12 protein-coding genes are annotated in these 26521 nt (G+C 74.1%); 10 read left to right on the top strand and 2 right to left on the bottom strand.

The genetic code is table 11. The features are described 5' to 3' along the window. Positions 1-281 precede the first annotated feature (281 nt). From ACIPSE_RS24195 to ACIPSE_RS24185, 3 genes are read left to right on the top strand one after another with little or no spacing between them, the layout of a single operon-like run. Entirely contained in the window at positions 282-5795 is a 5514-nt protein-coding gene (locus tag ACIPSE_RS24195) for a glutamate synthase-related protein (RefSeq protein WP_401665577.1), read from the top strand. Positions 5796-5800: 5 nt separating this feature from the next. Continuing rightward, positions 5801-7522, top strand: coding sequence for a sulfite reductase flavoprotein subunit alpha (locus tag ACIPSE_RS24190; RefSeq protein WP_401666084.1), 1722 nt, complete (start codon positions 5801-5803; stop codon positions 7520-7522). A gap of 2 nt (positions 7523-7524) precedes the next feature. Then, positions 7525-8424 (top strand): hypothetical protein, encoded by a 900-nt coding sequence (locus ACIPSE_RS24185; protein ID WP_401665574.1) that lies wholly within the window; start codon positions 7525-7527, stop codon positions 8422-8424. Between the two features lie 4 nt (positions 8425-8428). Here the strand turns inward: ACIPSE_RS24185 and ACIPSE_RS24180 are convergent, their stop codons facing one another. Further along, a complete protein-coding gene (locus tag ACIPSE_RS24180) occupies positions 8429-10111 on the bottom strand; it encodes a protein kinase (protein WP_401665571.1) in 1683 nt (560 codons plus the stop codon). A gap of 267 nt (positions 10112-10378) precedes the next feature. Between ACIPSE_RS24180 and ACIPSE_RS24175 the strand changes: the two genes are divergently transcribed. From ACIPSE_RS24175 to ACIPSE_RS24145, 7 genes are all read left to right on the top strand, one after another. Beyond that, the gene (locus ACIPSE_RS24175; protein ID WP_401666082.1) at positions 10379-12412 is read left to right on the top strand and encodes a DUF1996 domain-containing protein; all 2034 of its coding nucleotides are present in this window, start codon (positions 10379-10381) and stop codon (positions 12410-12412) included. Between the two features lie 175 nt (positions 12413-12587). Beyond that, positions 12588-13454, top strand: a complete 867-nt coding sequence (locus ACIPSE_RS24170) for a DUF4132 domain-containing protein (RefSeq protein WP_401665568.1) — start codon at positions 12588-12590, stop codon at positions 13452-13454. Continuing rightward, on the top strand, positions 13451-18352 hold the full coding sequence (locus tag ACIPSE_RS24165; RefSeq protein WP_401665565.1) for a DNA-binding protein: 4902 nt from the start codon (positions 13451-13453) through the stop codon (positions 18350-18352). The genes ACIPSE_RS24170 and ACIPSE_RS24165 overlap by 4 nt, the downstream gene beginning before the upstream one ends. Before the next feature lie 146 nt (positions 18353-18498). Continuing rightward, the gene (locus ACIPSE_RS24160; protein ID WP_401665562.1) at positions 18499-19659 is read left to right on the top strand and encodes an AAA family ATPase; all 1161 of its coding nucleotides are present in this window, start codon (positions 18499-18501) and stop codon (positions 19657-19659) included. Further along, complete coding sequence (locus ACIPSE_RS24155; protein WP_401665559.1) at positions 19656-23183, top strand: DUF5682 family protein; 3528 nt, start codon at positions 19656-19658, stop codon at positions 23181-23183. The genes ACIPSE_RS24160 and ACIPSE_RS24155 overlap by 4 nt, the downstream gene beginning before the upstream one ends. Beyond that, a complete protein-coding gene (locus ACIPSE_RS24150; protein ID WP_401665556.1) occupies positions 23180-25138 on the top strand; it encodes a hypothetical protein in 1959 nt (652 codons plus the stop codon). The genes ACIPSE_RS24155 and ACIPSE_RS24150 overlap by 4 nt, the downstream gene beginning before the upstream one ends. 183 nt (positions 25139-25321) lie before the next feature. Continuing rightward, positions 25322-25759: a universal stress protein gene (locus ACIPSE_RS24145; protein WP_401665553.1), complete on the top strand. Its 438-nt coding sequence runs from the start codon at positions 25322-25324 to the stop codon at positions 25757-25759. A 109-nt stretch (positions 25760-25868) separates the two neighbouring features. On the opposite strand, the gene ACIPSE_RS24140 is transcribed toward ACIPSE_RS24145, so the two are convergent. Further along, positions 25869-26384, bottom strand: a complete 516-nt coding sequence (locus ACIPSE_RS24140) for an MSMEG_1061 family FMN-dependent PPOX-type flavoprotein (protein WP_401665550.1) — start codon at positions 26382-26384, stop codon at positions 25869-25871. Between the last annotated feature and the right edge of the window lie 137 nt (positions 26385-26521).

The following is a 26521-nucleotide window of genomic DNA, read 5'->3' as shown; positions in this document are numbered from 1 at the left end:
GTACGCTGGGTGGCGCGGATGGGCGCCGATTCACACCCTCCAACGAACGTCCGCACGCCCATCCGTCCCACGCTCTTGCCACGAGGGCCCGCCACCCCGACACCCCCGGCGGGCCGCGCACCTGCATGGATGGCGGATACACACTTGCCAGAACATTAGGTAAGCCTTACCTTAATCAATCGCACCACTCGGGGCCGGCCGTCTCACGGTCCGCCCGCGGCGAGCGCTCCACCGACGCAGCCTGGCCGTCCGCTGTCGGACCCCGCTCCCTGGAACCGCACTTGAATCACGCCTCCTTCCCCGCGTCCGGTCTCCATGACCCCGCCCGCGACCACAGCGACTGCGGCGTCGGCTTCCTCACCCGCCTCGACGGGACACCGAGCCACGACGTCCTGCGCAAGGGCCACGAAGCGCTCTGCGCCATCCCCCACCGCGGCGGCAAGTCCGCCGAGGGCGTCGGGGACGGCGCGGGCGTGAGCATCGACCTGTCCGTGGAGTTCTTCGGCGCCCTCACCGGGGAGCCGCTGCGGGCCGGGCACTTCGGCGTCGCGAACTGCTTCGTGCCGACCGACGCCGGACGGCGCGAGCGGGCCGAGGAACTCGTCGGACGGTGCCTGACCGAGCAGGGCTTCGAGACGCTCCTCGTGCGCGAGGTGCCCGTCGACCACTCCGTCGCCCGGCCCGCCGCCGAGCAGTACCAACTCCCCATCGTGCAGTGGGTGTTCCGGGCCCCCACGGCATGGGAGCGGGCCGAGGTCGACGCGGCGGCCCACCGTGCCCTGCTCGCCGTCGAGGCCGTCGCCTACGCCGACGACTCCTGCGCCGGCCTGTACCCGCTGTCCCTCGGTGCGCGCACCCAGGTCCTCAAGGGGCGGCTCAACTCCGGTGAGGTCATCGGGTACTTCCGCGACCTCGGCGACCCCCGGCACTCCGTGCGGTCGCTGTACTTCCACACCCGGTTCTCCACCAACACCGAGCCGCACCCCACGATGGCGCAGCCGTTCCGGCTGATGGCGCACAACGGCGAGCTCAACACCGACCGCAAGAACCGGCTCAGCGACGAGGCCCTGGCCCGGGCCCGCACCCGGAGCATCGTGCGCCCGCCCGGCCAGTCCGACTCCAGCCGCCTCGACCAGACCCTCCAGAGCCGGGTGTTCGACGACGGACTCGACCTCGTCGAGGCGGTCGTGTCGCTGATGCCGCCCGCCTGGGAGAACGACCGCACCCTGCCCGACGCGGTCCGCGACATGCTGGAGTACTTCTCCCTGTACGAGGAGAAGAACGACGGTCCGGCCGCTGTCATCTTCAGCGACGGCGACGTCGTCGGCGCCCGCCTCGACCGGCTCGGGCTGCGCCCGCTGCGCACCGTCGAGACCGCCGAGTACCTGCTGGTGGCCTCCGAGGCGGGCCAGGTCGCCTTCCCCGACGACGAGGTCGTGCACCGGGGGCGCATCGAAGCGGGCGGCATGCTCGTCGTCGACCACCGCACCGGGAGCGTGCTGCGCACCCGTGAGGTCCTCGACGCGCTCGCCGGGCGCCGCCCCTACTCCCGGCTGCTCGCCGCCGCCCGCGTCGACCTCGACGACCTGCCCGCCCCCGGCTACCACCGCGGCACCACGACGCTCGGCTACGACGGCGACCTCACCCTCGCCGGACGGTACGTGGCGTACTCGCTGAACCAGGAGAGCTTCCGGTTCATGCTCGACCCGATGCTCGCCAGCGGGTCGGAGCGGATCTCCGCCATGGGGTACGGCAACGCGATCAACGCCCTCAGCGACACCGAGGGCGGCATGGCCAAGTACTTCTCGCAGCGCTTCGCGCAGGTGACGAACCCCCCGCTGGACAGCATCCGCGAGGCCGACGGCATGAGCATGCGGGTCGCGCTCGGCCCCAAGCCCGACGGGACCGGCGACACCAACGGCCGTCAGCTCGTGGTGTCCTCCCCCGTCCTCGGCCACCTCGACATGGTGCGGCTGCGCGACCAGCAGATCGTGCCGCTCGCCCGGTTCGACATGCTCTACGACCCGGTCACCGGCGACGAGAGCGCCAACGCCGACGCGTTGCGCGGCGCGCTGGAGCGACTCTGCGACGACGTCGAGCGGTTCGCCGCCGAGCGGGGCGGCATCGCGCTGCTCAGCGACCGGGCCGTCTCCTCGACGCGGGCGCCGCTGCCCGTCGTCCTCGCCGTCGCGGCCGTCAACCAGCGGCTCATCGAGACCGGTCTGCGGCTGCGCGTCTCCCTCGTCGCCGAGAGCGGCCAGCTCGCCTCCTCGCACCATGTCGCGACCGCGCTCGGCTTCGGCGCCTCCGCCGTCTACAGCCTCAGCGCCCGGCTGCGCGCCGAGGAGAAGTACCCGAGCGCACCCGCCCCCGCGGGCGAGACCACCGACACCGACCGCGCGCTCGCCAAGTTCCGCAAGGCCGCCGAGAAGTCCCTCGCCAAGACGATGGGCCGGGTCGGACTGTGCACGGCCGAGAGCTACATCGGCGGCGAGTTCTTCGAACCGAACTACCTCGACACCCGCGACGACGTGTTCGCGCGGATCTTCCCGCACCTGGACGCCCCGGTCGGCGGCGTCGGCTTCGCCCGCATCGCCCAGGCCGCGACCGACTGGCACGCACGGGCCCGCGCCGTGGAGAGCGAGCAGCAGATCCCGCTGCTCGGCCTGTTCAAGGAGCGCTCGGACGGCGCCGGGCACTCGTTCGGTGTCACCGCCGTGCGCGGTTTCGGCGACATGACCGAGGAGAAGGCCGAGTTCGCCCGCCCCGACGACCCGGACGCGCTGCGCCTGCTCACCCTCGGCCGGCTCGACGACGCGTTCGGCATCACCGACGCCGCCTACCGCAACACCGGGTACGACGCGCTGAGCGACGCCGAGATCGACGCGTTCCGCATCACGCCCGGCTACCGGGCCTTCCTGCGCACCACCCACGAGGAGCGCTCCCGGCGCCCCTCGGCGCTGCGGGACGTCCTCGCGCTCCCGGCGGACGTCACCGGGCTGCGCACCGCGGAGGACTTCGCCCGTGAGCTGGGCCGGTTCTCCACCGACGGCAACGCGAGCGTCACGGCCCGCGGGGTGGTCGCGACCGCCCTCGGCGACGACACGTTCCGGCTCCGCCTCACCTCCCCCGGCCCCGACGCGGCCGAGCGCCACACCGCCCTCGCCGAGGGCCTCGCCCGCCTCGGGACCGTCGAGACCCTCGACGTCGACGCGAGCGGCGTGACCGTCGCCGCCACCGGGGGCGCCGCCCGGCTCCTCACCCTCCTCGACGGCGCCCCCGACAGCGTCGAACTCGACGCCGTGCAGCCCGCGCACGAGATCACCCGCGCGCTGGCGTCCGGCGCGATGAGCCACGGCGCGCTGGTGGCGACCGCGCACGAGGCCGTCGCGCACGGCACCAACATGGTCGGCGGCATGTCGAACAGCGGCGAGGGCGGCGAGCACCACACGCGGTACGGCACCATCCGCGGCTCCCGCATCAAGCAGTTCGCGTCCGGCCGGTTCGGCATCTGGGCGGGCTATCTCGCCGATCCGATGCTCCAGGAACTGGAGATCAAGATCGGGCAGGGCGCCAAGCCCGGAGAGGGCGGCCAGCTGCCCGCACCGAAGGTCACCGTGGACATCGCGGCGGCCCGCGGCGGCACCCCCGGCATCGAGCTGATCTCCCCTCCCCCGCACCACGACACCTACTCCATCGAGGACCTGGCGCAGCTCATCCACGACTGCAAGGCCGCCCGGGTCCGGGTGGTGGTGAAGCTGGTGTCGTCCGAGGGCATCGGCACCATCGCGGTCGGCGTCGCCAAGGCGGGCGCGGACGTCATCAACGTGGCCGGGAACACCGGCGGTACGGGTGCCGCGGCCGTCACCAGCCTGAAGTACGCGGGCCGTTCGGCGGAGATCGGCGTCGCCGAGGTGCATCAGGCCCTCGTCGCCAACGGGTTGCGGCAGAAGGTCGTCCTGCGCTGCTCCGGCGCGCATCAGACCGGCGGTGACGTCGTCACCTCGGCGCTCCTCGGCGGCGACAGCTTCGAGTTCGGCACGACCGCGCTGATGATGCTCGGCTGTGTGATGGCGAAGAACTGCAACGTGAAGTGTCCCGCCGGACTCACCACCAACCCCGAGGTCTTCGAGGGCGACCCGCGCGCGCTGGCCCAGTACCTCCTCAACATCGCCCACGACGTACGGCAGATCCTCGCCCGCCTCGGTCTGCGCTCCCTGCGCGAGGCCCGGGGCCGCACGGACCTGCTCCAGCTCCTGGACCATCCGGCGAGCGTCGGCCGCCTCGACGTCCGGCGCCTGCTCACGCGCGTGCCGGAGAAGACCGTGACCGACCCGGAGTACCTGGAGAAGGACTTCACGACCGACGACGCCCTCATCGAGCGGGTCAGGACCGCGCTCGTGGACCGGCGCGAGCCGTCCGTCCTCATCGACGGCATCCGGCTCGGCAACAGCGACAAGTCGGTGGGCGGACAGCTCGGCATCGACGTCGAGCGCCTCCTCAACCACGCGTTCGACGGCGACGTGCCCGCCATCGTCTCCGACGACCGGGGCCGCCGACGGCTCGTCGACGACGCCGTACGGATCCGCACCAGCGGCTCCGCCGGACAGTCGTACGGCGTGTTCTGCAACGACGGCATCACCCTCGAACACACCGGCACCGCCAACGACGGCGTCGGCAAGAGCCAGAGCGGCGGCCGGATCGTCGTCCGCGCCCCGGGCGGCGGCAGCACCGAACGCGGCGGGAACGTCCTCGTCGGGAACTTCGCGCTGTTCGGCGCGACCGGCGGGCGGACCTTCGTGCAGGGCGAGGCCGGGGACCGGTTCGCGGTGCGCAACTCCGGTGCGACCGCGGTCGTCGAAGGGCTCGGCGACTTCGGCTGCGAGTACATGACCGGCGGCACCGTCCTCAACCTCGGCGGCTTCGGCAAGGGCCTCGGCAACGGCATGAGCGGCGGGTTCCTCTACCAGTACGACCCCACCGGCGAGTTGGCCGGACGGGTCAGCGCCGACTCACTGCTGGTGTTCCCGGTGACCGACACCGGCAACGGCGCCTTCCACGAGGAGGCCGTACGGCTGCTGCTCGCCTGGCACGTCGAGGCGACCGGATCGCCGCTCGCCGCACGCCTGTTGGAGAACTGGGACGACGAACGGCGGTACGTGTACTGCGGGATGCCCCGCGCGCTGCTGCTGTACCAGGACTCCACCGAGATCCTCGCGGCGGCGACCCGCTCCGAACTCCTCGACGAGCTGGCCACGTCCGTCGCCTCCGACAAGCTGCGCGCGTTCAAGGTCGACTACCGCGACCGGCGGGCCGTGCTCGGCGGCCGGGCCCCCGCCTTCGGCGACCAGGGCGACGACATGTTCTCGCTGCTGTCCTCGTACACGGTGCTCGCCGTCGCGCAGGACCTGGCGCTCCAGCGGGTGCCCGGCGCGAGCGGCCCGGACGACCCCCGGGTCGCCGAGGCGGTGCGCAACCTCGTGCTCACCGAGGACTTCTTCGTGCGGCAGCGGGTGGTGAAGTACCTGCGCGGCACGCTGGACCGGTTCGACGAGGGCGAGTTGGCCACGCTGATCGCGATGAAGCGCCTCGACGACTACAAGCGGGCGCTGCGACAGCGCAACAACCTCAGCGTGGACTCCCCCGGCACCTACGGCTGGATCGTCCACCAGACCGCCAAGAACGCGGGCCTCGCCCGCGCCTCCCGGTTCGACGAGCTGCTCGCCAACGCGGCGCTCACGGACCTCGCCACCCGCCGCGCCCCGCAGGCCCCCACCGAGACGGTGACCGCGTGACCCTCATGCCCCCGACCGGCTCCCTCATCCCGGCCGACGCCCCCTTCTCCGCCCAGCAGGAGGCCTGGCTCGCCGGGTTCATCGCCGGCATCGCCGCCGCCGCACGCCAGGACTCCGCGACCGACGCGGCGCCCTCGGCGACGGTCGACGTCCTGTTCGGCACCCAGACCGGCAACGCCGAGTTCCTCGCCGGTGAACTCGTCGCCGGGGCCCGCGCGCACGGCCTCGGCGGGCGGGCCACCGCGCTCGACGACGTCACACCGGACCACCTTGCCTCCCTGTCCCACGTCCTCGTCGTCACCTCGACGTACGGCGAGGGCGAGATGCCCGACAACGCGGGCCTGTTCTGGGAGGCGTTGGAGTCCGACACGGCACCGCGGCTCGAAGGGCTGCGGTACGCGGTCCTCGGCCTCGGCGACCGCGGCTACGACGACTTCTGCCAGGCGGCCAAGCTCATCGACACCCGCCTCGAGCAGCTCGGGGCGACCCGGCTGCACGAACGGGCCGACTGCGACGTCGACTTCGAGGACCCGGCCGCCGCGTGGACGGCGACGGTCCTGGAACGGCTCGCCGCCGAGACCGGCGCCTCCGGGGGCGAACCGCAGCAGGCCGCGCCCGCGAAGCCGCGGTCCCAGTGGAACAAGCGCAACCCGTACCGCTCCCGGCTCGCCGTGAACCGGCTGCTCTCCTCGCCGGGCAGCGCGAAGGAGATCCGCCACTACGAGTTCGACCTCGGCGACAGCGGCATCGACTACGAGGCGGGCGACGCGCTGGCCGTCGTCCCCGTCAACGACGGCGCTCTCGTGGACGCGCTGCTGGAGCGGCTGGGCGCGGGCGGCGACGAGGAATCCGCCCGGCTCCTGCGCGCCGAACGGGAGATCCGCACCCCGTCGAAGGAGCTGATCGCCGATCTCGTCGAGCGGGCCCCGGCCGGTGAGCTGGCGTCGGTCGTCGCGCACGGCGACCGGTCCGACCTCGACTCGTGGCTGTGGGGCCGGGACATCCTGGACCTGCTCCGGGACGCCGGACCGGCCGCGCCGTCGCTGCCCGAACTCCTGCCCCTGCTGCGCCCGTTGCAGGCCCGCCAGTACTCCATCTCGTCGAGTCCGCTGGCCCACCCCGGCAGCGTCCACCTGACGGTGGCGTCCGTCCGCCACGGCGCGGGCGAGCGGACGTACGGCGGTGTCGCCTCGACGTATCTCGCGGACCGGATCGGCGCGGGCGGGGACGTGGGGGTCTTCGTGCAGCCGAACGCGTCCTTCGGCGTCCCCGCGGACGACTCCGCGCCGATGGTGATGATCGGCCCCGGCACCGGCATCGCGCCGTTCCGCGGCTTCCTCCACGAACGCGCCGCGCGCGGGGCCACCGGCCGCAACTGGCTGTTCTTCGGCGACCAGCACCGGGCCACCGACTTCGTCTACGAGGACGAGCTGACCGGCCTCCGGGACAGCGGTGTGCTCACCGAACTCGACCTGGCCTTCTCCCGCGACCAGGCGGAGAAGGTGTACGTGCAGACCCGCATGCGGGAACGCTCGCGCGAGCTGTACGCCTGGCTGGAGGAGGGCGCGCACCTGTACGTCTGCGGGGACGCCACCCGGATGGCGAAGGACGTCGAGACGGCCCTGCTCGGGGTGATCTCCGAGCAGCGCGGGCGCGGGGACGACGACGCCGCCGAGTACCTGGCGGGACTGCGCCGGGCCAAGCGCTACGTACGGGACGTGTACTGAGCATGACCGACCATGAGGGATGCGCGTTCGAGGGCTGCTGCGGGCGGCGCGACAGCAGCGTGCGGCTGATCGACGCGCGGATGCCGGAGCTGGTGCGGTGCCTGACGCTGTTCCGGTACGTCCAGGCGGTCACCGGAGGGCCGGTCGCGCGGATCGACCAGGCGGGCAGCTACGCCGTGCCGAGCCTGCGCGGTGAGGCGTTCGCGGTGGCTCCGGGGGCGATCGCTCTGCGGCTGGACGCGGACGGCGTCGACTCGGCGGTCGTCGCCCGGGACCGGGGCACCGACGCGGTGTCCCTGCACCTGTTCGACGCCGACGGCCGGACCGTGCACCAGGGGCGGCTCCTGTCCGACGGCGACCGGCTGCTGGCGGGGCTCGTGGACACCGTCCACGCCGGGGCGCGCGAGCCGGGTGCGTCCACGCCCCCGGCCGTGCCCGACTGGGAGAACGGGGACCAGCTCGCCCAGTTCGACGCGATCCTCGCCGACGGCGGCCCCGCCCGGCGCACGGCCTTCCACCGGTACCGGGGCGAGCACCGGGCGATCGACGTCGATGTCCTGCCCGCCGTCCTCGACCACGTCTGCTCGGTGGGCCTGCCCATCGGCGTCGCCGTGTTCGCGCCCTCGGCCATGCAGGCGTGCGCGGGCCGGGTCCATGTCACCGACCGGACCGTCGGGGGTCGGCTCTTCGCGGCGATCGACCACAGCTCGGTGGAGATCGATCTGCCGTCCGTCCACGCCTGCCGCCTCGTCCGCTCGACGGCGGCCCACGGTCCCACGTCGGCGCTCGAACTGGACGACGGCGACGGCAACTGCGTCGCCGTCGTCACCCAGTTCGGGATCGTCGGCCAGGACGTGCACGGGGCGTGGGAGCACCTGACGGAGTCGCTGCCGGACGCGTAGGGGATCAGTCCTCGGCGGGCGTCACGTCGGTCACCTTGCCCTTGGGATCGGCCTCCAGGTAGCCGGAGCCGTAGTCGGTGGTGAGGTAGACCATCAGGTGCGCGGGGGTGTTGAAGGTCTCGTCGGGCACCTTGACGATGATGTAGCGGTTCTCGGGGTCGTCGACGTTCAGCTTGGCGTCCGCCTCCTTGAGGAGCGCGGGGACGCTGTCCCAGTCGAACTCGTCGAGGGTGATGGGCTGGTCACCACCGATGATGCTGCCCTTCATGCTGCCTTCCTCCACTCCCGTCCCCGGACGGTAGTAGTAGGTGTCGTATTTCTTGTCGCTGCCCTTGACCATCACCTCCGCCATCGCGAAGTCGTCGTACACGGTGAAATCGGCGTACCGGTTCCGGCCCGTGGCCTTCTCCAACTCCTTGATGACGGTACGGATGTTGGCCGGGGTGAGCAGGGAGGCCGTCGAGTCCACCGACGGCTGCTCGGCCTGCGGGGACTCGCCGGTGGACCGCGAGGCGGTCGGGTCGGGGCTGCTCGAACTCGACGTCGAGGAGCCCGGCTTGGCGTCCCCGCCACCGCCGTCGTCCGTCAGGGGGATCAGCCACCAGGCCAGGAGGCCGGTGAGCGCGACACCGGAGACGCTCCACAGGGCCGCCAGCCGGGGGCCGCGGCGGCCCGCCGTGCCCGCCACCGTCGTGGTCGGCTGGTGGCCGACCCGGACCGGCTCGGGGGCGATCAGCGGCGGCGGCCCGAACCCGGCCGGCGGGACGGTGGGCCGGGTGGTGGGGGACGGCGGGTTCAGCGGGTACGACGTGGGGGTCTGCGGCGGCGGGGAGGTGGCCGGGGCGGACTCGATCTCCGCCAGCAGCGCGTCCAGGCGGGCGGCGGACGGGCGCGCGGCCGGGTCCTTCACCAGGACGCCCATCAGGACGTCGCCCAGGGCCCCGGCGCGCACCGGCGGCGGGACCTCCTCGTTGAGGACCGCGGCGAGGGTCGCCAGGGTGGTGCCGCGGCGCAGCGGGTGATCGCCCTCGACGGCCGTGTACAGCATCATCGCCAGCGACCACAGGTCGGAGGCGGCGCTGCCGTCGTCGCCGGTGATGCGCTCGGGGGCCATGAAGTCGGGTGTGCCGATGATGGAGCCCGTGGCGGTGAGGGTGGTCGTCTCCCGGATCGCGGCGATGCCGAAGTCGGTGAGCACCGGGCGCCCGTCCGGACGCAGCAGCACGTTGGCGGGTTTGACGTCCCGGTGCTGGATGCCCGCGGCGTGCGCGGCGCCGAGCGCGGCCAGCACGCCCCGGCCGATCCTGGCCGCCTCCGGTACCGGCATCGGGCCCTGGGCGAGCCGGTCGGCCAGCGAGCCGCCGCTGACCAGTTCCATCACCAGCCACGGGTACGTGCCCTCGCCGCCGTCGACGATGTGGTGGATCGTCACCACGCTCGGGTGGTCGATCCGGGCCAGCGCCCGCGCCTCGCGCAGCACCCGCTCGCGCAGCATCGCCGCGGCCTCGGGGTCGTACTCGGCCAGGTCACGGTCGGGCGGCCGGACCTCCTTCACCGCCACCAGCCGGTGCAGCACCAGGTCCCTGGCCCGCCAGACGGTGCCCATCCCGCCGCCGCCGAGCCGGGTCTCCAACTCGAAACGCCCGTCGACGACTCGTCTGCCGGGCGGTCTGTCTGCCTCGCTCATGCGCCGGAGCCTACTGGCCGGGTCCGACATCTTTCACCGGCCCCCACCCCACCTCCCACCTGCGACGCCCTCGTGTGTCACTGGGGATCCCGTATGAGAGTGCTGTGAATTCTCGAGACGGTTGAACACGCGCGGCTCCGCGTCCGTACTGGGTCGGGGGATTTCCATGCTCGTACGGACGACAGGCGCAGGAGTACATCCGTGGGACGCAATAAGCGCAGACGGCCGAAAGCAGCACAGAGGGCGACCTTCGCCGCCGTGGCCCTGATGCTCGGCGGCAGCGGCCTGGTGGCGGTGAACGTGTACGCCTCCGCGACCGAGGGCGGCTCCAGCCAGCCGTTCCAGGCCAGTTGGGGAGCGGGCACGGTGGACTGCCCGGATGTGGGTGACGCGTTGACCAGCGTCCCCGACGAGGCGCGGGCGGAGGTCGACAAGGAACTCGCCGTACTGGACCAGCAGACGGCCGAGGCGTACCAGAAGTTGCAGGATCCGGCGGTCCAGAGCATCGAGGACGCCGAGAACGAGGTCATGGCCCCGCTGGCCGAGGACCGCGGCGAGACGGTGGCGCGGATCGCCGCCGCCCTGGAGCGCACGGGTGCGAGCTCCGAGGGCCTGGACCAGATGGCCACGTGCGAGATCCGCCAGAACTACGACCAGGCGGACGACCAGGGCGGCCAGGGCGACCAGAACGGCGGAGACCAGGACGGCCAGGACGGCCAGGACCAGGGCGACGACGGTCAGGACGGCCAGCAGCAGGGTGGTCAGGACCAAGGCGGTCAGGACCAGGGCGGTCAGCAGGGCGGCCAGCAGGGCAACGGCGGTCAGTCCGGCAACGGTCCGGTCGCCGCCGACTACGCCGACATCAGGAACGCTCCGCCCGCCGCGGCGGCTCCCGCCGCCGGTGGCGACGCCTCGCGCGGGAAGTTCGTCACGAGCTGCGGCGTCAACGCGAACGGCCTGTTCAACTCGGACAACGTGATCGTGGCCCCGGGTGTCTCCAACGGCGCCCACCACTTCCACGACTACGTCGGCAACCAGGCCAACAACGCCTTCGCGGACGACAACGAACTGGCCGCGGCCGACACGACCTGCGCCGACCAGCGCGACAAGTCCTCCTATTTCTGGCCCGTCCTGCGTCTGCAGAACGGCACCGAGGAGCAGGACGCGGCCTCTCCGGGCGGTGGCATCGAGGGCAACTCGGGTGAGATCGTCACGCCCAAGGCGGCCACCCTCACCTTCGTCGGCAGCCCGAAGAGCAAGGTCACGGCCATGCCGCGGCTGCTGCGCATCATCACCGGCGACGCCAAGGCGTTCGTCAACGGCACCGCGAACGCCAACGCCTCCTGGAGCTGCACCGGGTTCGAGGACCGTCAGCTCAAGGACAAGTACCCGCTGTGCCCTTCGGGCAGTGACGTGGTCCGTACGTTCAAGTTCCAGAGCTGCTGGGACGGTCGCAACATCGACAGCGCCAACCACCGCACCCACGTGGCGTTCGCGCAGGCCGACGGCGCCTGCCCGTCCGGGTTCCAGGCGATCCCGCAGCTGGTGCAGCGGATCGTCTACGACGTCGACGCGCCGAGCCTCCAGGACAACGGGCGCACCACGCCGCTGTTCGCCGTGGACTCGTTCCCGGAGCAGCTCCACAAGCCCATCACCGACCACGGCGACTTCATCAACGTCTTCGACGAGAAGCTGATGACCAAGATGGTCGGCTGCATCAACGACGGCCGGAAGTGCGGCGCGGGCCAGAACGAGCAGCCGCCCGGCGGCGGCAACGGCGGCAACAACGGCGGCGGTAACAACGGTGGCGGCAACGGGGGCGGTGACCAGAACGGCGGCGGTGACCAGGAGCCCGGTACCCCGGCTCCCTCCGAGACGGCCGGCGGTTCGGACGACGAGCCGACGCAGCAGCCGACCCAGCAGCCGACGCAGCAGCCGTCCCAGCCCGTCGACGAGAACGGCAACCCGAGCGAACCCCCGGCCTCGGGCGGCGACACCGGCACCACGGCGGCGGCCGAGCAGCCCAAGGCGGACGTCTCGCCGTCGGCGACCCGGCGGCCCTCGACGCAGTCCCCGGACGCCACCGCGTACCCCGAGGACCAGAACTCGGCGAGCGCGTCCGAGACCGGATCGTCGGGTGCGGTGGCCCAGCCTCCGGCCAACAGCTCCCAGACGGTTCCGCAGGGCGGTGACGGCTCCCTCGCGGAGACCGGAGCCCAGCTGTGGCCCGCCGCGGCCGGAGCGGTTCTGCTGATCTCCGGGTTCGTGCTCCTGCAGCGCACGAGGCGCCGCTACGCGTGACGCGACCCCGCTGAAACCCGCTTGATCACCCGGTCCCGCGAGCCGCTTCCAGGCTCGCGGGACCGATTGTCAGTGATCGCCGCTAACGTTCCCCTCATCGTCGCACTGGCGCCGGGATTGTCCCCGGTTGAACTGTGCTTTCTTCTTGCTGTCTTGTTGCGGAAGGCGGGGACTCGTGGGTTGGCTCTCGGCGGGTGACGGATATGAAGTCGCCCTGGTGGAAGGACGGGTGGCAGCGCGTGCCACCTCTGGGCGGGCGGCGGGACGGCAGCTGAAATCGCTGCCGCGCGCGCTGCGCGACCACCCGGAGGTGGACCGGCTGCGGCGGTTCGCCGAATGGCTGGACCGGCACGCCGCGTCCTGTGTCGCGCAGGTCGACTCCTGGATGGTGTCGTCGCTGCCCGTGCCCACCGGTCTGCTGGCCCGCGTGTGGCCGGACGAGGCCTGGCAGTCGGCCCTGCGCGACCTGGCCGTGGTCGGCGACGACCCGGACGAGGTCGGCTTCCTGCGCGGCGCCACCGAGGACGGCGAGCTGCGCGTGGTGAATCTGGACGGCGAGACGGTCCGGCTGTCCCCGCGCACGGTGGTGCTGCCGCACCCGGTGCTCCTCCCCGACCTGGACGACATCCGGGAGTTCGCGGCGGAGCTGGGCATCGTCCAGCGCGTCGAGCAGATCCACCGGGCGACCTGGCTGCGGCCCGAGGACCTCGACCCGAAGACCGCCGAGATACGCGACTTCGCCGGCGGTTCCTACCGCTCCCGTTTCGCGCTCGCCTCGCGGGCCAGCTCGCTCGGCTACCGCGTCTCCGGGGGGTACGCGACGGCCCGGGTCCGCGACGGCGGGCGCACGGTGGAGGCCTCCGTGTGGATCGGGGAGCCGTACTGGGAGGACACCGTGGAGACCGGCGGTCTGACCTGGCACGACGAGGACGGCCGTGCCCTGCCGCCGCGGGAGGTGGGCCCGGTGGCCTGGTCGGAGGGGATGCGGATGGCCGCGGCGCTGTACGCCGGGCGCGTGATCGAGGAGGGCAAGAACGCATGAGCGGGGGGACGCAGGTGTCGTACGAGGAGCTGCTGTCGGCGGGCGCGGTGCTGCCGCCGGACACGGAGGGGGCCGGGGAGCGCGCGGTGCCGCTGACGGCGCGCGCCTACCGTCACCCGGGGCTGGACGACCGGGTCGTGGTGCGGCTGGTCGCCGGTGAGCTGGGGGCGGCGGAGGATCTCGCGGCCGGGTTCCTCGGTCTGGAGCCGGAGGCCGAGCCCGCGGTGGTGGGGCTCGGGCTGCGGCAGTCGCTGGGCTTCCCGGAGTGGGTGCTGGTGCACCACCCGGAGGACGGGCACCACGCGCTGGGGGTCGTGCCGGATCTGGAGCGGGCGGCCCGGCAGGCGAAGTCCCGGCCGAAGGCCGCCCTGGACGCCTATCTGGAGCTGGGGCAGCGGCTGGCCGCCGCGGTGCCGCACTTCCTGCCGACCTTCTACGAGCAGGCCGGACGGGTGTTCCTCGCCGAGGAGAACGCCACCTACGCCTCGCAGTTGTTCACCCGGGCCCGCAAGGCCGAGGCGGAGCACGGCCTGGTGGTGGAGGAGGAGCGCCTGGACGCGGTGTTCCTGGAGTTCGCCCTGGCGGGCGCGCTGCCGGTGAAGGTGCTGTCGTCGTACGGCAAGGAGCTGTCCGCGCGGGTCTCCCCCGAGGAGGCGCTGCGCCGGTTCACGCGGCTGTGTCTGCGCCGTACGGCGGGCGGGCTGCCGCCGTCCGCGCAGATGGCGGGCGATCTGCGCAAGCTGGCCCGGGCCGCGGGCCAGGACGCCGACCGCGCCGAGCAGGACTATCTGGCCGAACTGCTGGGCCTGCCCGCCACGTTGCGGGCGGCGCCCGGCTGGTGGAAGGGGCACCGGGCCGCGCTGGTGGCACTGGCCGCGCGGGAGCGGCGGGTGCGCGGCGCCCTGCTGGACATGCTGCCCGCGGGCGGTGACGACGAGTTGCCTTCGATGTGGTTCGAGGTGTTGGAGTCGTCCGGCGCGACGGCGGGCCTGTGGGACGCGTCCGTGCCCGCGGAGGAGCGGCCCGCCGACGGTACGGCGGGCTGGCTGGACCGGTTCCTGACGTTCCGGGAGCGGGCCAGGTCCTGGCGCGGCTCGACCCGGATGCCGGAGCTGTATCCGCTCGTGGAGCGCGCGGCCGATCTGCTGCGCGGCGAACTCGCCGCCTCCGGGGGCGCGGTGAAGGTGCAGTTCGACCTGGACCTGGCCGATCTGCTGATGTCGCTCGACGTGCCGGTGGCCGCCCCCGTCAAGGACGCGGACCTGCCGCTGACGGCGTGGGCGCAGGGCGAGGGACACCGGGATCTGCTTCTGCTCTGCGGCGACGACCGCTTCCACGACGCGTTCCTGCGGGGCGCGGAGCGCTTCCACAACAGTGACCAGGCGCTGCGGGCCATCCGGGTGCTGGCCGCGTCCCCCGGCGGCCGTCCGTGGCTGACGGAATGGGTGAGCCTGGTCGTCAGCCGCTTCACCGCGGTCGGGCTGCCCGGTCTGCCGAACGCGCTGAACCGGCTGGGCTGGCTGCCCGCCGAGGCGCTGGCGCTCGCCGAGGACGACGTGCGTGCCGCCGTCGGCACCGACCTCGCGCCGGTGCTGGCCCGCACCCTGCACGCGGGCATCTTCGACGAACTGACCTGGCCCGCCTGGGAGGAGGCGACGGCCGAGCTCGTCCCGGCGAACCGGGTCGAGGACATCGTCGTCGCCGACGCCTGGCCCCACCTCGTCGTGGCCGGCAACGCCCAGGCCCGGGTCATCGGCGCCGAGGGGACCGTGCTCACCCACGATCTGCGGCTGCCCGCGAACGACGTGTCGGGCGACCCCGGTTTCCACCATGTCGACGGCGAACTCCTCGTGTACTGGAAGTCCCGCCGGGACGGCATGCGCGGCTACTGGCACTCCCGCGCCGACCGGGTCGAGTCCCTGAGCGGTGCGCTGCGCACCCGCGGCAGCGAGATGGACTGGTACCGGGGCGACTTCCCGATCACCCTGCCCCTGCCGGACGGCGGACGCACCACCGGCGCCGGTGTGCTGCACGCCGGGGACACCACGCTCCCCGACGAGCAGCCGGTCCTCTTCGACGGCTCGTCCTACTGGACGTGGTTCGCCAACACCGAGGACGAGGCGGAGCGCGGCTGGTACGAGTACGACCCGGCGACGAACACCCGCGGCCGGATGAGCCGCCCCGCCTTCCTCGCCGACGCCCTGCGCGGCGCCCCCGAGGGCAGCACGTACGCGGGCGGACGTCTGACCCTCGCCCCTCGCGCCGACGCCGCCCCGGCCTGCGCGCCCGTGGACGGGCTGGTCGGTCTGCGGGTGGTGGAGCTGCCCGACGGCTGCCGCCGGGCCGAGGACCTCGCCGGGAACACCGTCACCGTGCCCTCGGGCGTGGACCGGCCGACGGCACTCGTCGTCTTCCCCGGCGCCGAGCGGGCCAGTGCCGTCGTGCGCAACAACTGGCAGCTCGACGTGGTCGACGCGGACGGCGTCGTCACCTCCTGGGGCAAGACGGACCGCACCCCCGGCATCTTCGGCGAGGGCACCCTGCTGCTCCCGCCGGTGCAGTACTGGGCGTTCCTGACGCCGCGCGACGCGGAGGGCTCGAAGGCGCTGCGGTCCCTGGACCGGGACACGGCCGCCGCCCTGCTGGCCGCCGCCGCGAGCGAGGACGAGAAGGCGCTGCCCGACGCGATCCGCGCGCTCCTCCCGGTCACCGACGAGGCGCTCGTGAAGGGCATCGCCGGTGTGACGCGCTACGCCGCCGAGCAGCAGGCCGTGCTGGACGCGGCGGCCACCCGCCTCACCCGCGCCCTCGAAGAGGGCCTGGAGGACGAGGGCCCGGCCGGACCGGCCGACAGTCTGCTCAACGACGCGATGAGCGGTCTCGGTGTGGCCCACAGCTACTGGTGGAGCCGCGACGACGAGTCCACCACCACCTTCGGTGCGCTGCGGCTGATCGGCCGGGCCGCCGGGCTCACCGCTCCCGCCCTGCCCGAGCGTCCGAAGGGCCGGCTCCACCTCGACGGCCATGAACTGCCCTCCGGGCAGCCGGAGCTGGACTCGCTGCTGGACCGGACGGCCGCCCTGGCCTACCGGGCGGCCTGCGGCACCACCGGCGAAGAACACCGCGAGGCGCTGCGCGCCCTGCTCGCCGAGTTCGACCGGCTGGGACTCGCGCCGGGGTCGTCGGACCGCTGGCGCAAGGTGCGCCTGCGGCTGGAGGCGGGCCCGCTGCGCGGCGGCCCGTCCGGCGGCTGGCGCGAGGGTTCGTGGAACGCCGTGCTGCCGCTGCCGGACGGCGCCTTCATCGCCGTGACGGCGCACGACTCGCTCGGCGACGACGGCTGCTCCTTCACCGGCTACTTCCACGACCCGGCCGGGCGCTTCGAGGCGCCGGAGCCGTACCGGACGCTGTCGTCGGAGCCGCTGGGCGGGGACGAGGGACGGTTCGGCCGGTTCCTCGCGGAGCTGGCCGGGAACGGTGCGGCGCCCTGGTTCCCGCAGGCCGCCGAGGAGTTCGCCCGGCTGACCGGGGTCACCGAGACGCTGGCGCGGCTGATCGTGGCGGGCCTGCCGGGCATCGACGCCTACGAGCGGAGCTTCCTCGGCACCGAGGCGCGGACGCTGATCGGGGTGAAGGTCGCCGCGGCGGCGGTCGCCAAGGACGAGCTGCGCGGCCTCGACGGCGCGGTGCGGTGCGCGGTCGTGGGGGCGCTGCTGCCCGCCGACCCGGCTCTGCTGTGGACCGAGGGCCCGGACGTGGTGGCGGCGGCCGAGGTGTGGAACGCCCAGGTGGGCCGTCGGGTGGCCGTGCCCGAGGAGCTGATGGGTGACGCGATCCGCGCCTTCCGCCACACCCCGTGGGCGATCCGTGAGGCGCTGCCCGCGCTGCTGGACCCGGCGGCCTCGCCGCGGCTCAGCACGGATCTGGAGTGGGAGATCAACGGCGACCGCGCGCGGCCCGTCGGTGACAGCGGGAACGGGTTCACGGCGGAGACGCTGGTCGGCGCGACCGGTCTCGCCGCCTGGCTCGCGCACCGGCTGCCCGCGGGCGACCCGGTCCGGTCGGTGCTGCCTCCGGCCCTGACCGCCGTGCGCGACCGGCTCGCGGCCCCCGGCCTGATGCTCGACCTGGGGCGCTACATCAGCCTCCCGGAGTTCCGGAAGACCGCCGGCGCCCCGACCGAGACCGGCAAGGGCTTCGTGCGCTACGGCGCCGTCGTCCTCGCCACCCACGACGAGCAGCCCGCCCCGGCGATCCGGGTCGATCTCCTCGACGAGGCCGGTCAGGACCCGTATCTGCCCGCCACCCGCGTCGACGACCAGCGGCCCTACGCCGCCGAGGTGGCGCTGCGGCTCGTCCGCGACCAGCGGTTCGCGGCGCTCCTCGCCGACCCCGGTGAGCCGCTCGCGGGCGACCGGGACAAGGACGGCACGTGGTGGCCGCAGGACCCGAGCCGCTCGGTGCCCGAGCTGGTGACGGAGGCGGCCAAGGAGTACGGGCTGGGTGAGGACGCCGCGACGCTGTATCTGATGCTGCTCGCGATGCCCGACCCGACCGACCGTATGACGGCCCGGTGGACGGGCTGGAAGCCGGCCCGGCTGAAGGCCGCCCGTGCCGAACTCGCCGGCACCGACCTCGTGGTGGCGGCGACCCGTACCCGGGCCGGACGCTCCCTGTTCCTGCCCGGCGGCTGGGCCGAGCAGTCGGCGCCGCGCGTTCCGCTGGAGCGCTGGAAGCTGCCGCTGTTCGACGAAGTGACCGAGAACCACTCGCCGTTCGGCGCGATCGTGCCGACCGAACCGGCCGCGGACCTGTACCGCAGGGCGTGGGAGCGCGTGCGCAGCGGTGACGCTCCCCGGTTCGAGGAGCTGAAGGTGCGGCGGGGCCGCCGCCGCTGACGCACGGCGGCACGGGGCGCCGCCCGACCGGCGGCGCCCCTCCCTCCCCGCACCACCCCGCGACCCGTGCGGATCACCCGACCCGCCCGATTCTTCCGAACCACCCGATCCATCCGGACCACCCGATCTACTGAGCAAGGACACCCATGGCTCCGACCGACACGGTGACGGCCCTTCCGGCCCGGCAGACGCTGCCCGCCGAAGAACGCTTCGCCACCGAACTCGCCTTCCTCGCCGCCCATGACGACGGCCCCCGGCCGCCCGGCTGGCTGCTGACGCCCCGCGCGGTGATCACGTTCATCTGCGGCAGCGACGGCGAGCCGCTCAAGCTGTCCGCGGCCGACCCGACGCTCCCCGGCGAACTGGTCATAGCCCCCAAGTTCGTCGGCGAGCGCGCCCTGGTGGAGCGCTGTGTGGTCACCCTCGCCGGGGAGCGCGGGCTGCTCCTCGTCGGTGAGCCCGGTACCGCCAAGTCGATGCTGTCGGAGCTGCTGTCGGCGGCCGTCAGCGGCACCGGTGCCCTCACCGTGCAGGGCACCGCGGGCACCACCGAGGACGCGCTGCGCTACGGCTGGAACTACGCGCTGCTCCTCGCCCAGGGTCCGACCCCGCAGGCGCTGGTGGACTCGCCGGTGCTGGCCGCGATGCGCGCCGGGAAGGTGGCGCGGATCGAGGAGATCACCCGCTGTCTGCCCGAGGTGCAGGACGCGCTGGTGTCGATCCTGTCCGACCGGCGGATGAGCGTGCCGGAGCTGTCGGGCACCGTCGACGCGCAGGTGGCGGCGGTCCCCGGGTTCACGGTCATCGCCACCGCCAACCTCCGCGACCGGGGTGTGTCGGAGATGTCGGCCGCCCTCAAGCGGCGCTTCAACTTCGAGACCGTGCACCCGATCGCGGACGTCGAGGCGGAGACCGCGCTCGTCAAGCGGCAGGCGACGGCGGCCGTGGAACGGGCGGGCGCGGCGTTCGGCGTGGACGACGCGGTGCTCGACGTCCTGGTCACCGTCTTCCGCGACCTGCGCGCCGGACGCTCGGCGGAGGGCTGGGACGTGGAGCGTCCGGGGACGGTGATGTCGACGGCCGAGGCCGTACAGGTCGCCGCCTCCCTCGGGGTGGCCGCCGCCTATCTCCCCGGCGGGGACTCCCTCGACCTGGTCCCGGGTCATCTGCTGGGCGTGGTCCGCAAGGACGACCCGGCCGACCACGCGCGGCTGCTCGGCTACTGGGACGGTCCGGTGCGCCGCCGCGCCGAGGACGGTTCGGCGACCTGGCGCCGCCTCTGGGACCTGCGGGAGAACCTGCGGTGACACTCGTTCAGGAACCGCGGGCGGCGCTCACCGCCCTCGCGGACTCGGTGACGCCGTACCTGCTGGGGGTGCGGCACCACAGCCCGGCGCTGGCCGCCGTCGTGCCCGCTCTGCTGGACGCCGCCGGCGCCGAGGTCGTGTGCGTGGAGCTGCCGGTCGACTTCCAGCCGTGGCTGACGCATCTGGGCGCCCCGGGCACGATCGCCCCGGTCGCTCTGGCCGGGGCGGGCGAGGGCGGCCGGCTCGGCTTCTACCCGTTCGCCGACTTCTCGCCCGAACTCGCCGCGGTCCGCTGGGCCAGGGAGCGCGGGGTGGAGGTCGTGTGCTGCGACCTGCCGATGTCGGACGCCCGCTGGAGCGCCGCGACGGGCCCGGACGAACGGCTTCCGCAGGACGGGGCGCCGACCGCGTTCGCCGCCGCGCTCACCGCCGCCGGTACGGGCCGCGACGGGGACGACATGTGGGACCGCAGCGTCGAGGTGCTCGCCCCGGGCTGCACCCCCGAGGCGGTCCGCCGCGCCGCCCTGGGCGTGGGCTGGGCGCTGCGCCGTGACGCCGAGTCGGCGGGCGGGGTGCCGTCCGTGGACCTGGCGCGCGAGGCGCACATGCGGGACGTGATCGCCGCCGCCGGTGCCGGTGGGCGCCGGGTCGCGGCGGTCGTGGGCTCTTTCCACGCGGCGGCGCTGACCTCCGGGGGTGCTCCGCGGGACGGCGCGGCCCCGCGGGCTTCCGTGGCCGACGGCGAGGGTTCGACCGTCGTCACCTCGCTCGTGCCGTACGCGTTCGATCTGCTGGACTCCCGTTCCGGCTATCCGGCCGGTATCCGCGATCCGCGCTGGCAGCAGGCCGTGTTCACGGCCGGGGGCGACCCCGGGCTGCTGCACGAGGCGGCGGCGCGGGCGATCACGGACGTGTGCCGTGAGCTGCGGGCGGCCGGGCACGTGGCGGGTACGGGCGAGGCCCGGGAGACGCTGCGGGTGGCGGGCGACCTGGCCCGGCTGCGGGGCCTCGCCGCCCCGGGCCGCGGCGAGGTGCTGGAGGCGCTGACGACGGTGATGGGCCAGGGCGAACCCCTCGGCCGGGGCCGGGCGCTCGCCCAGGCGCTGGAGGTCGTGCTGGTCGGCACGGCACGCGGCCGGATCGCCCCGGGCACCCCGCGTTCGGGGCTCGGCCCGTCCGTCGAGGCCGAACTCGCCGCGCTGCGGCTGCCGGGCCCCGACGACCCGGCCGGGCGTGAACTGCGTCTCGACCCGCTGCGCTCGGCGCTCGACGGCCGCCGGGAGATCCTGCTCCAGCGGCTCGCCGTGTGCGGCGCGGGGTACGGCGAGCCGGTCCAGGTGGCGGGCACGGGTGACGCGGCGGCGCTCGGCACGCGCTGGCGGTTGTCGTGGAGCCCCGCGGTGCCTGTGCGGCTCGATCTGGCGGGCATCCGGGGGGTCACCGCGTCCCTGGCCGCCGAGGGCACCCTGCGGGAGACCTTCCGCAGGGAGTCCGCGGAGGGCGGGCCCACCACCGCGCTCGTCCTGGCGGGTCTGCGGGACGCCGCCCGGTGCGATCTGCCGGGGCTGGTCGCCGAGCGGCTGGCCGACGCCGCCGAGGTGCTGCCGGTCTGCGCGACGCTGCCCGAACTCCTCGGCGCCCTGGATCTGCTGGAGGCACTGCGGCGGGGCCATCTGCCCGGCACCACGTCGGGGACCCGCGAGGCGTCCGCCGCGCTGGCCGCCGAGCTGCTGGAGTCGGCGGTGCGGTCCCTGCCGGGCCTGGCGGGCAGTGACGACCCCGAGGACGCGAGCGCTCTCGTCGCGCTGGCGTCCCGCGCGGGCGAACACCGCCTGGGGCTGCGGATCGACGGTGCCCTCGACGAGCTCGCCCGCACCGGGTCGCCGCTCGTCCAGGGCGCCGCGCTGGCCGCCCGTGTGCTGCTGGACCTCGATGACGCGGACACCCTCGGCAACCGTGCCGCGGGCTGGATCGACACCGCCACGGGACCGGACGGACGACAGGCGCTGAACCGCCGGCTCACCGGTGTGCTGAGCGCCGCCGCGCCCTTGCTCCAGTCGGCGCCGACCGCGCTCGATCCGCTGCTCGACCGTGTCGAGACCCTCTCCGACCAGGGATTCCTGGCCCGGCTCCCCGCGCTGCGCGGTGGCTTCGACACGCTCAGCCCGGCGGGCCGGGACCGGCTCCTCGACACCGTCACCGAGCGCCTCGGCGACCGGCTCGACCTGTCGCTGGGCGCCTCACCGCACCTGCTCGCCCTGTGGACGGCGGCCGACACGGCGGGCCGTGCGGCGGTCGGGGCCTTGCGCCTGCCGCTGGGCACGGGCGAGGAGCCCCCGGCGAAGGCACCGGCCGAGCGGGCCCCGGCCGAAGTGCGCTCGCCGTCCCCCGCGGACGGCACCGCGCACCTCGCGCCGACCGACCGCTGGCGTCTGCTGCTGGGCCGGGAGAGCGAGAAGCTCCCGCAGAACGCCCGCCGTTACGCGCACGCGCTGGACGAGCTGTACGGCACCGGCCGCGGCGAGGGTTCCTCGGATCTCGGCCGGGTGGGCGGCAACCGGGGCGGTCAGGAGGCGTCCTTCCCGACGGCCCGCGAATGGGCCGAGGAACTCGACGCCCTGTTCGGCGCCGACGTCCGCGAGGAGGTGCTCGCCCGGGCCGCCGACCAGGGCCGCACCGACGTCCTGGCGGAGCTGGACCCTAAGGCGGTACGGCCCTCGGTCGATCTGCTGACGTCCGTGCTGTCGCTGGCCGGCGGCATGCCGGAGCAGCAACTGGCCCGGTTGCGCCCGCTGGTGCGCCGGCTGGTCGAGGAACTCGCCAAGGAGCTGGCCACGAAGCTGCGTCCGGCGCTGACCGGGCTGGCCACGCCCCGGCCGACGCACCGGCCGGGCGGCCGGATCGACCTGCCGCGCACCCTGCGCGCGAACCTCGCCCACACCCGCAGGACGGAGGACGGCCGCACGCTGGTCGTCCCCGAGCGCCCGGTGTTCAGCACGCGTTCGCGCAGGGAGGCGGACTGGCGGCTGATCCTGGTGGTCGACGTGTCCGGGTCGATGGAGGCGTCCGTCATCTGGTCGGCGCTCACGGCGGCCGTCCTCGGCGGGGTGCCCACATTGAGCACGCACTTCCTCGCGTTCTCGACGGAGGTCATCGACCTGACGGACCGGGTGGACGATCCGCTGTCGCTGCTCCTGGAAGTGCGGGTCGGCGGCGGTACGCACATCGCCGCCGGTCTGGCCCAGGCCCGTTCCCTGGTGACGGTCCCGAGCCGCACCCTCGTGGTGGTGGTCAGCGACTTCGAGGAGGGCTATCCGCTCGGCGGGCTCCTCGGCGAGGTGCGCTCCCTCGCGAACTCCGGGGTGCATCTGATGGGCTGCGCCGCCCTGGACGACACCGGCAATCCGCGGTACTCGGTCCCGGTCGCCCAGCAGCTCGTCGCGGCCGGGATGCCGGTGGCCGCCCTCAGTCCCCTCGCCCTCGCCCGCTGGGTGGGCGACCGTCTCCGCGGAGAGACCCGATGAACGCCGAACTGCCTCCCGTGGCACCCGAGGTGGTCGCCGCCGCCGTCGAGCACCTGACGTCCCGGCTGCGCAAGAAGCTGGACGCCGCGATCGACACGTACACGTCCCTGCCCGTCACCGCGGACGGGACGGTACGGCGGGTGCGCTGCGGGGAGGACGCCGAGGTCACCCTGTCCCCCGGCCCGTCCGGCACGGTCACGGACGACGATCAGGCGCGGTGCAGCTGCCTGCTGGCACCCCGGTGTCTGCACCGCGCGGGCGTGCTCAGCGCGGCGCCGGTCGCGGACGCCGTGCCGGAGGCGGCACCGGAGGATCCCGGAGCCCTTCCGAGTGGAGCCGCTGAGGCCGGAGTCCCTCAGGCCGGAGAACCTCAGTCCGGTTCCCCGGAAGGAGCTTCCGGTACCGGGCAGGACGTACCTGGCGCCGACCCGGCCGTCGCGGCGCACCCCGAACCGCCCGCCGGGCCCACCGCGGCCCAGGTGGCCGCCGCCACCGGGCTGTGGGCGGCGGCCTCCGCCGTGCTGGCCACCGGGGTCCCCGGTGCGGGCGCGGTGCCGCAGGCGGAACTGCTGCGAGCCGCGCACACGGCACGGCTCGCGGGACTCCACCGGTGCGAGGCGGCGGCGCTGCGCGTGGTGCGCGGGCTGCGGGCCGCACGGGCCCGGCACGACGGTCACCGGCTCGCCGACCTGCTCGCCTCCCTGCGTGAACTCCTCCTCACCAGCAACCTGCTGGCCGCCTCCGACCCCGAACCGGCCCTGATCGGCACGGCCCGGCGCGGCTACAGTCCGGGCGGCAGCCTGCGGGTCCACGGGGTGTGCCGGGAGCCGGTGATCTCGGCCACCGGGTACGGCGGCGTCGTCACGCATGTGCTGTCCGAGGACGGCCGCTGGTTCTCGGTCGCGGACGTCCGGCCGGGCGGCACGGCACGGGCGCGGGGTGCCGCCACGGCGACCGTCGCGCTGGGCTCCGGAAGCGTCGACCACGCGCAGCTCTCCCGGGGCGGGCTGCTGATCTCCGGCGCCACGATCTCCCCGGACGGCCGGCTCGGCGCGGGCAAGGGCGTGCGGGCCACTCCGCTCGCCGGTCTGTCGTGGACGTCGGGCCCGCTGGCCGCCCTGTTCTCACGTCCGCTGGCCGAGGCGGCGTCGGCACGGCTCGGGGGCGCGGCGTCGACCGACCCGGAGCTGGCCGGGCGGGCGGCGGAGGAACTCGTGGGCTGTGACGTGGTGGTCGTGGGGGCGGCCGAGGACCATCTCCTCGCGCGGGAACTGACGCCGAGGGGTCCGGACGCGGACGGATCGACGGACGAGCCGCGCGCGGAGGGCCTGCTGATCCGCCTGGTCCCCGCCAACGGCCACCCCGAGCTGGGGCACGCGGTCAACTTCCGCAAGCTGGCGGCCCGTCCCGGGCTGCGGTTGCGCGTGGTGGGGCGCCTGGACCCGGAACGCGCCGCGACGCTCCGGCCGCTCGCGGTCGGCCCCGTCCCGGACGGCACGGCGACGCTGCGGCTGCCGCCCGAGTGGGGCGGGCACGCCGACCTGGGCTACGACCGTCTCGAGGGCGCGCACTTCCCGCCGGCCGACGAACTCCCGTCCGGGGCGGGCCTGTCCGAGGCGCCGGTCGACCCGGTCGCCGAGGCGCCCCTGTGGCGGCTGCGGCGACTGGTCGAGGTCTCGGTGACCGGGGGCCGCCGGGCCGCCGCCGAACCCGCGCGCGCCGGTGACCGGGCCTCGGGGGCGGCGGCGCTGCGGCGCAGCGGCTTCCGGACCGCGGCGGCGCTCGCCGAGTCGCTGGCCGCCGAGGCGGACCGCCGGGACAGGGACGTCTTCGGCCGGACGCGGGAGGCCGATCCGGAGGGCTACGCGCGGGCGTGGCTGGCCGCGGCCGTCTATCTGTCCGGGACGGAGCGGGCGCTCGTGGAGGCGACCTGGCAGCCGCCGGCCGCGGCCTGAGCCGTCGGCGCCCCCGCCGGGAGGGGCGGCCCGGCTGCCAGGCGATTCACGCCCGCGGGATATTCATGGCCGATACACAGACCCGCCGTCCGGGCGTCCGGGTGCCGGTGAGAGGATCGAAGGGTGGAGAGCGGAGGAGCCCGACCCAGAGGGTCCTCCGTCTCCCCGGAAGGGGAATGAAGAGTGTCCGTGTTCCAGCGCATCCTCATCGCCGTCGATCCCGGCCCCGCCCGGCTCTCCGCCGTACGTCTGGCGGGCGACCTGGCCCGTCTGACCGGTGCCGAGGTGCGGGTCCTGCACGTCATCGCCTCCGCCGTGTCCCTCGCCGCCGTCGTCCCCCTGGAGGACGACGCCGAGGGCAAGGCCGTCCTGGACGAGGCCCTCGCGGTCCTCGCCGAGAAGGGCGTCAAGGCGGAGGGCGGTCTCACGCGTGGGCTGACCACCGAGGTGGCGGAGTCCATCACCGAGGCCGCCGAGGCGTTCGGTGCCGACCTCATCGTCCTGACCCCGCATCACCGGGGTTCGGTCGAGGCGTTGTTCAACCCCCGGGTGAGCGACGCGGTCGCGCACCGCACGGGGGCGGCGGTACTGCTCGCTCCGGAGGACCCCGAAGCGGCCTGACCCCCGCGCCGCACCAGGGCCGGCCACCAGCCGGACCGCGGCCGTACAGACCTGCGCCCGTCCCGGCATCGGCATCCGGGACGGGCGCAGGTGTCCTCGCGCTCGGGCGCTACCGCGCGGCCCAGGAGGCGGGGTCCCACAGTCCCGAGCGGCGCAGGGACTGCGGGCAGTGCAGGAAGATCTCGTCGATCTCCAGCAGCAGGGCGAGCAGGGGGCGTTTGCCGTTCTGGGCCATGTCGTCGAAGAACGGGGCGTCGGTGAGGATCGTCGCCCGTCCGTTGACGCGCAGGACCTCCTTGCTGCCCGGGATCAGATAGAGCAGGCCCGCGTGCGGGTTCTCCAGGATGTTGTGGAAGCTGTCGGCGCGCCGGTTGCCCGGCCGGTCCGGCAGCGCCAGCGTCGAAGGGCCGAGCACATGGGTGAAGCCCGGTCCGTCGCCGCGCGGCGAGACGTCGCAGCCGCCCCGCGCGTCGGAGGTGGCGAGCAGACAGAACGGCGAGCGGGCGAGCATGTCCTGGTCCGCGTCGGTCAGTTGGTCGTGCACCTTGTCGATGACCACCGGGTGCGGTTCGCCCAGCAGTTCTCGCAATTCTTCGACCGACTTCAAAGCCACCGTGTGGGACAAGCCGAACTCCCGGAGTAGGTACGCCACCGGACTGCGTTCACAGGCGATGACCAGCAAGTGTTAGCTTAGCCTCACCTAATCACACCGGAGGTAGCCCTCCATCTCCTAGGAACCGTCATGCCCGCGCCCCGTTCCGC

Source organism: Streptomyces sp. NPDC090106, assembly GCF_044747265.1.
Taxonomy (GTDB): Bacteria; Actinomycetota; Actinomycetes; order Streptomycetales; family Streptomycetaceae; genus Streptomyces.
Note: the sequence above shows the minus strand (reverse complement) of the source record. Positions and strands in the feature narration are given on the sequence as shown.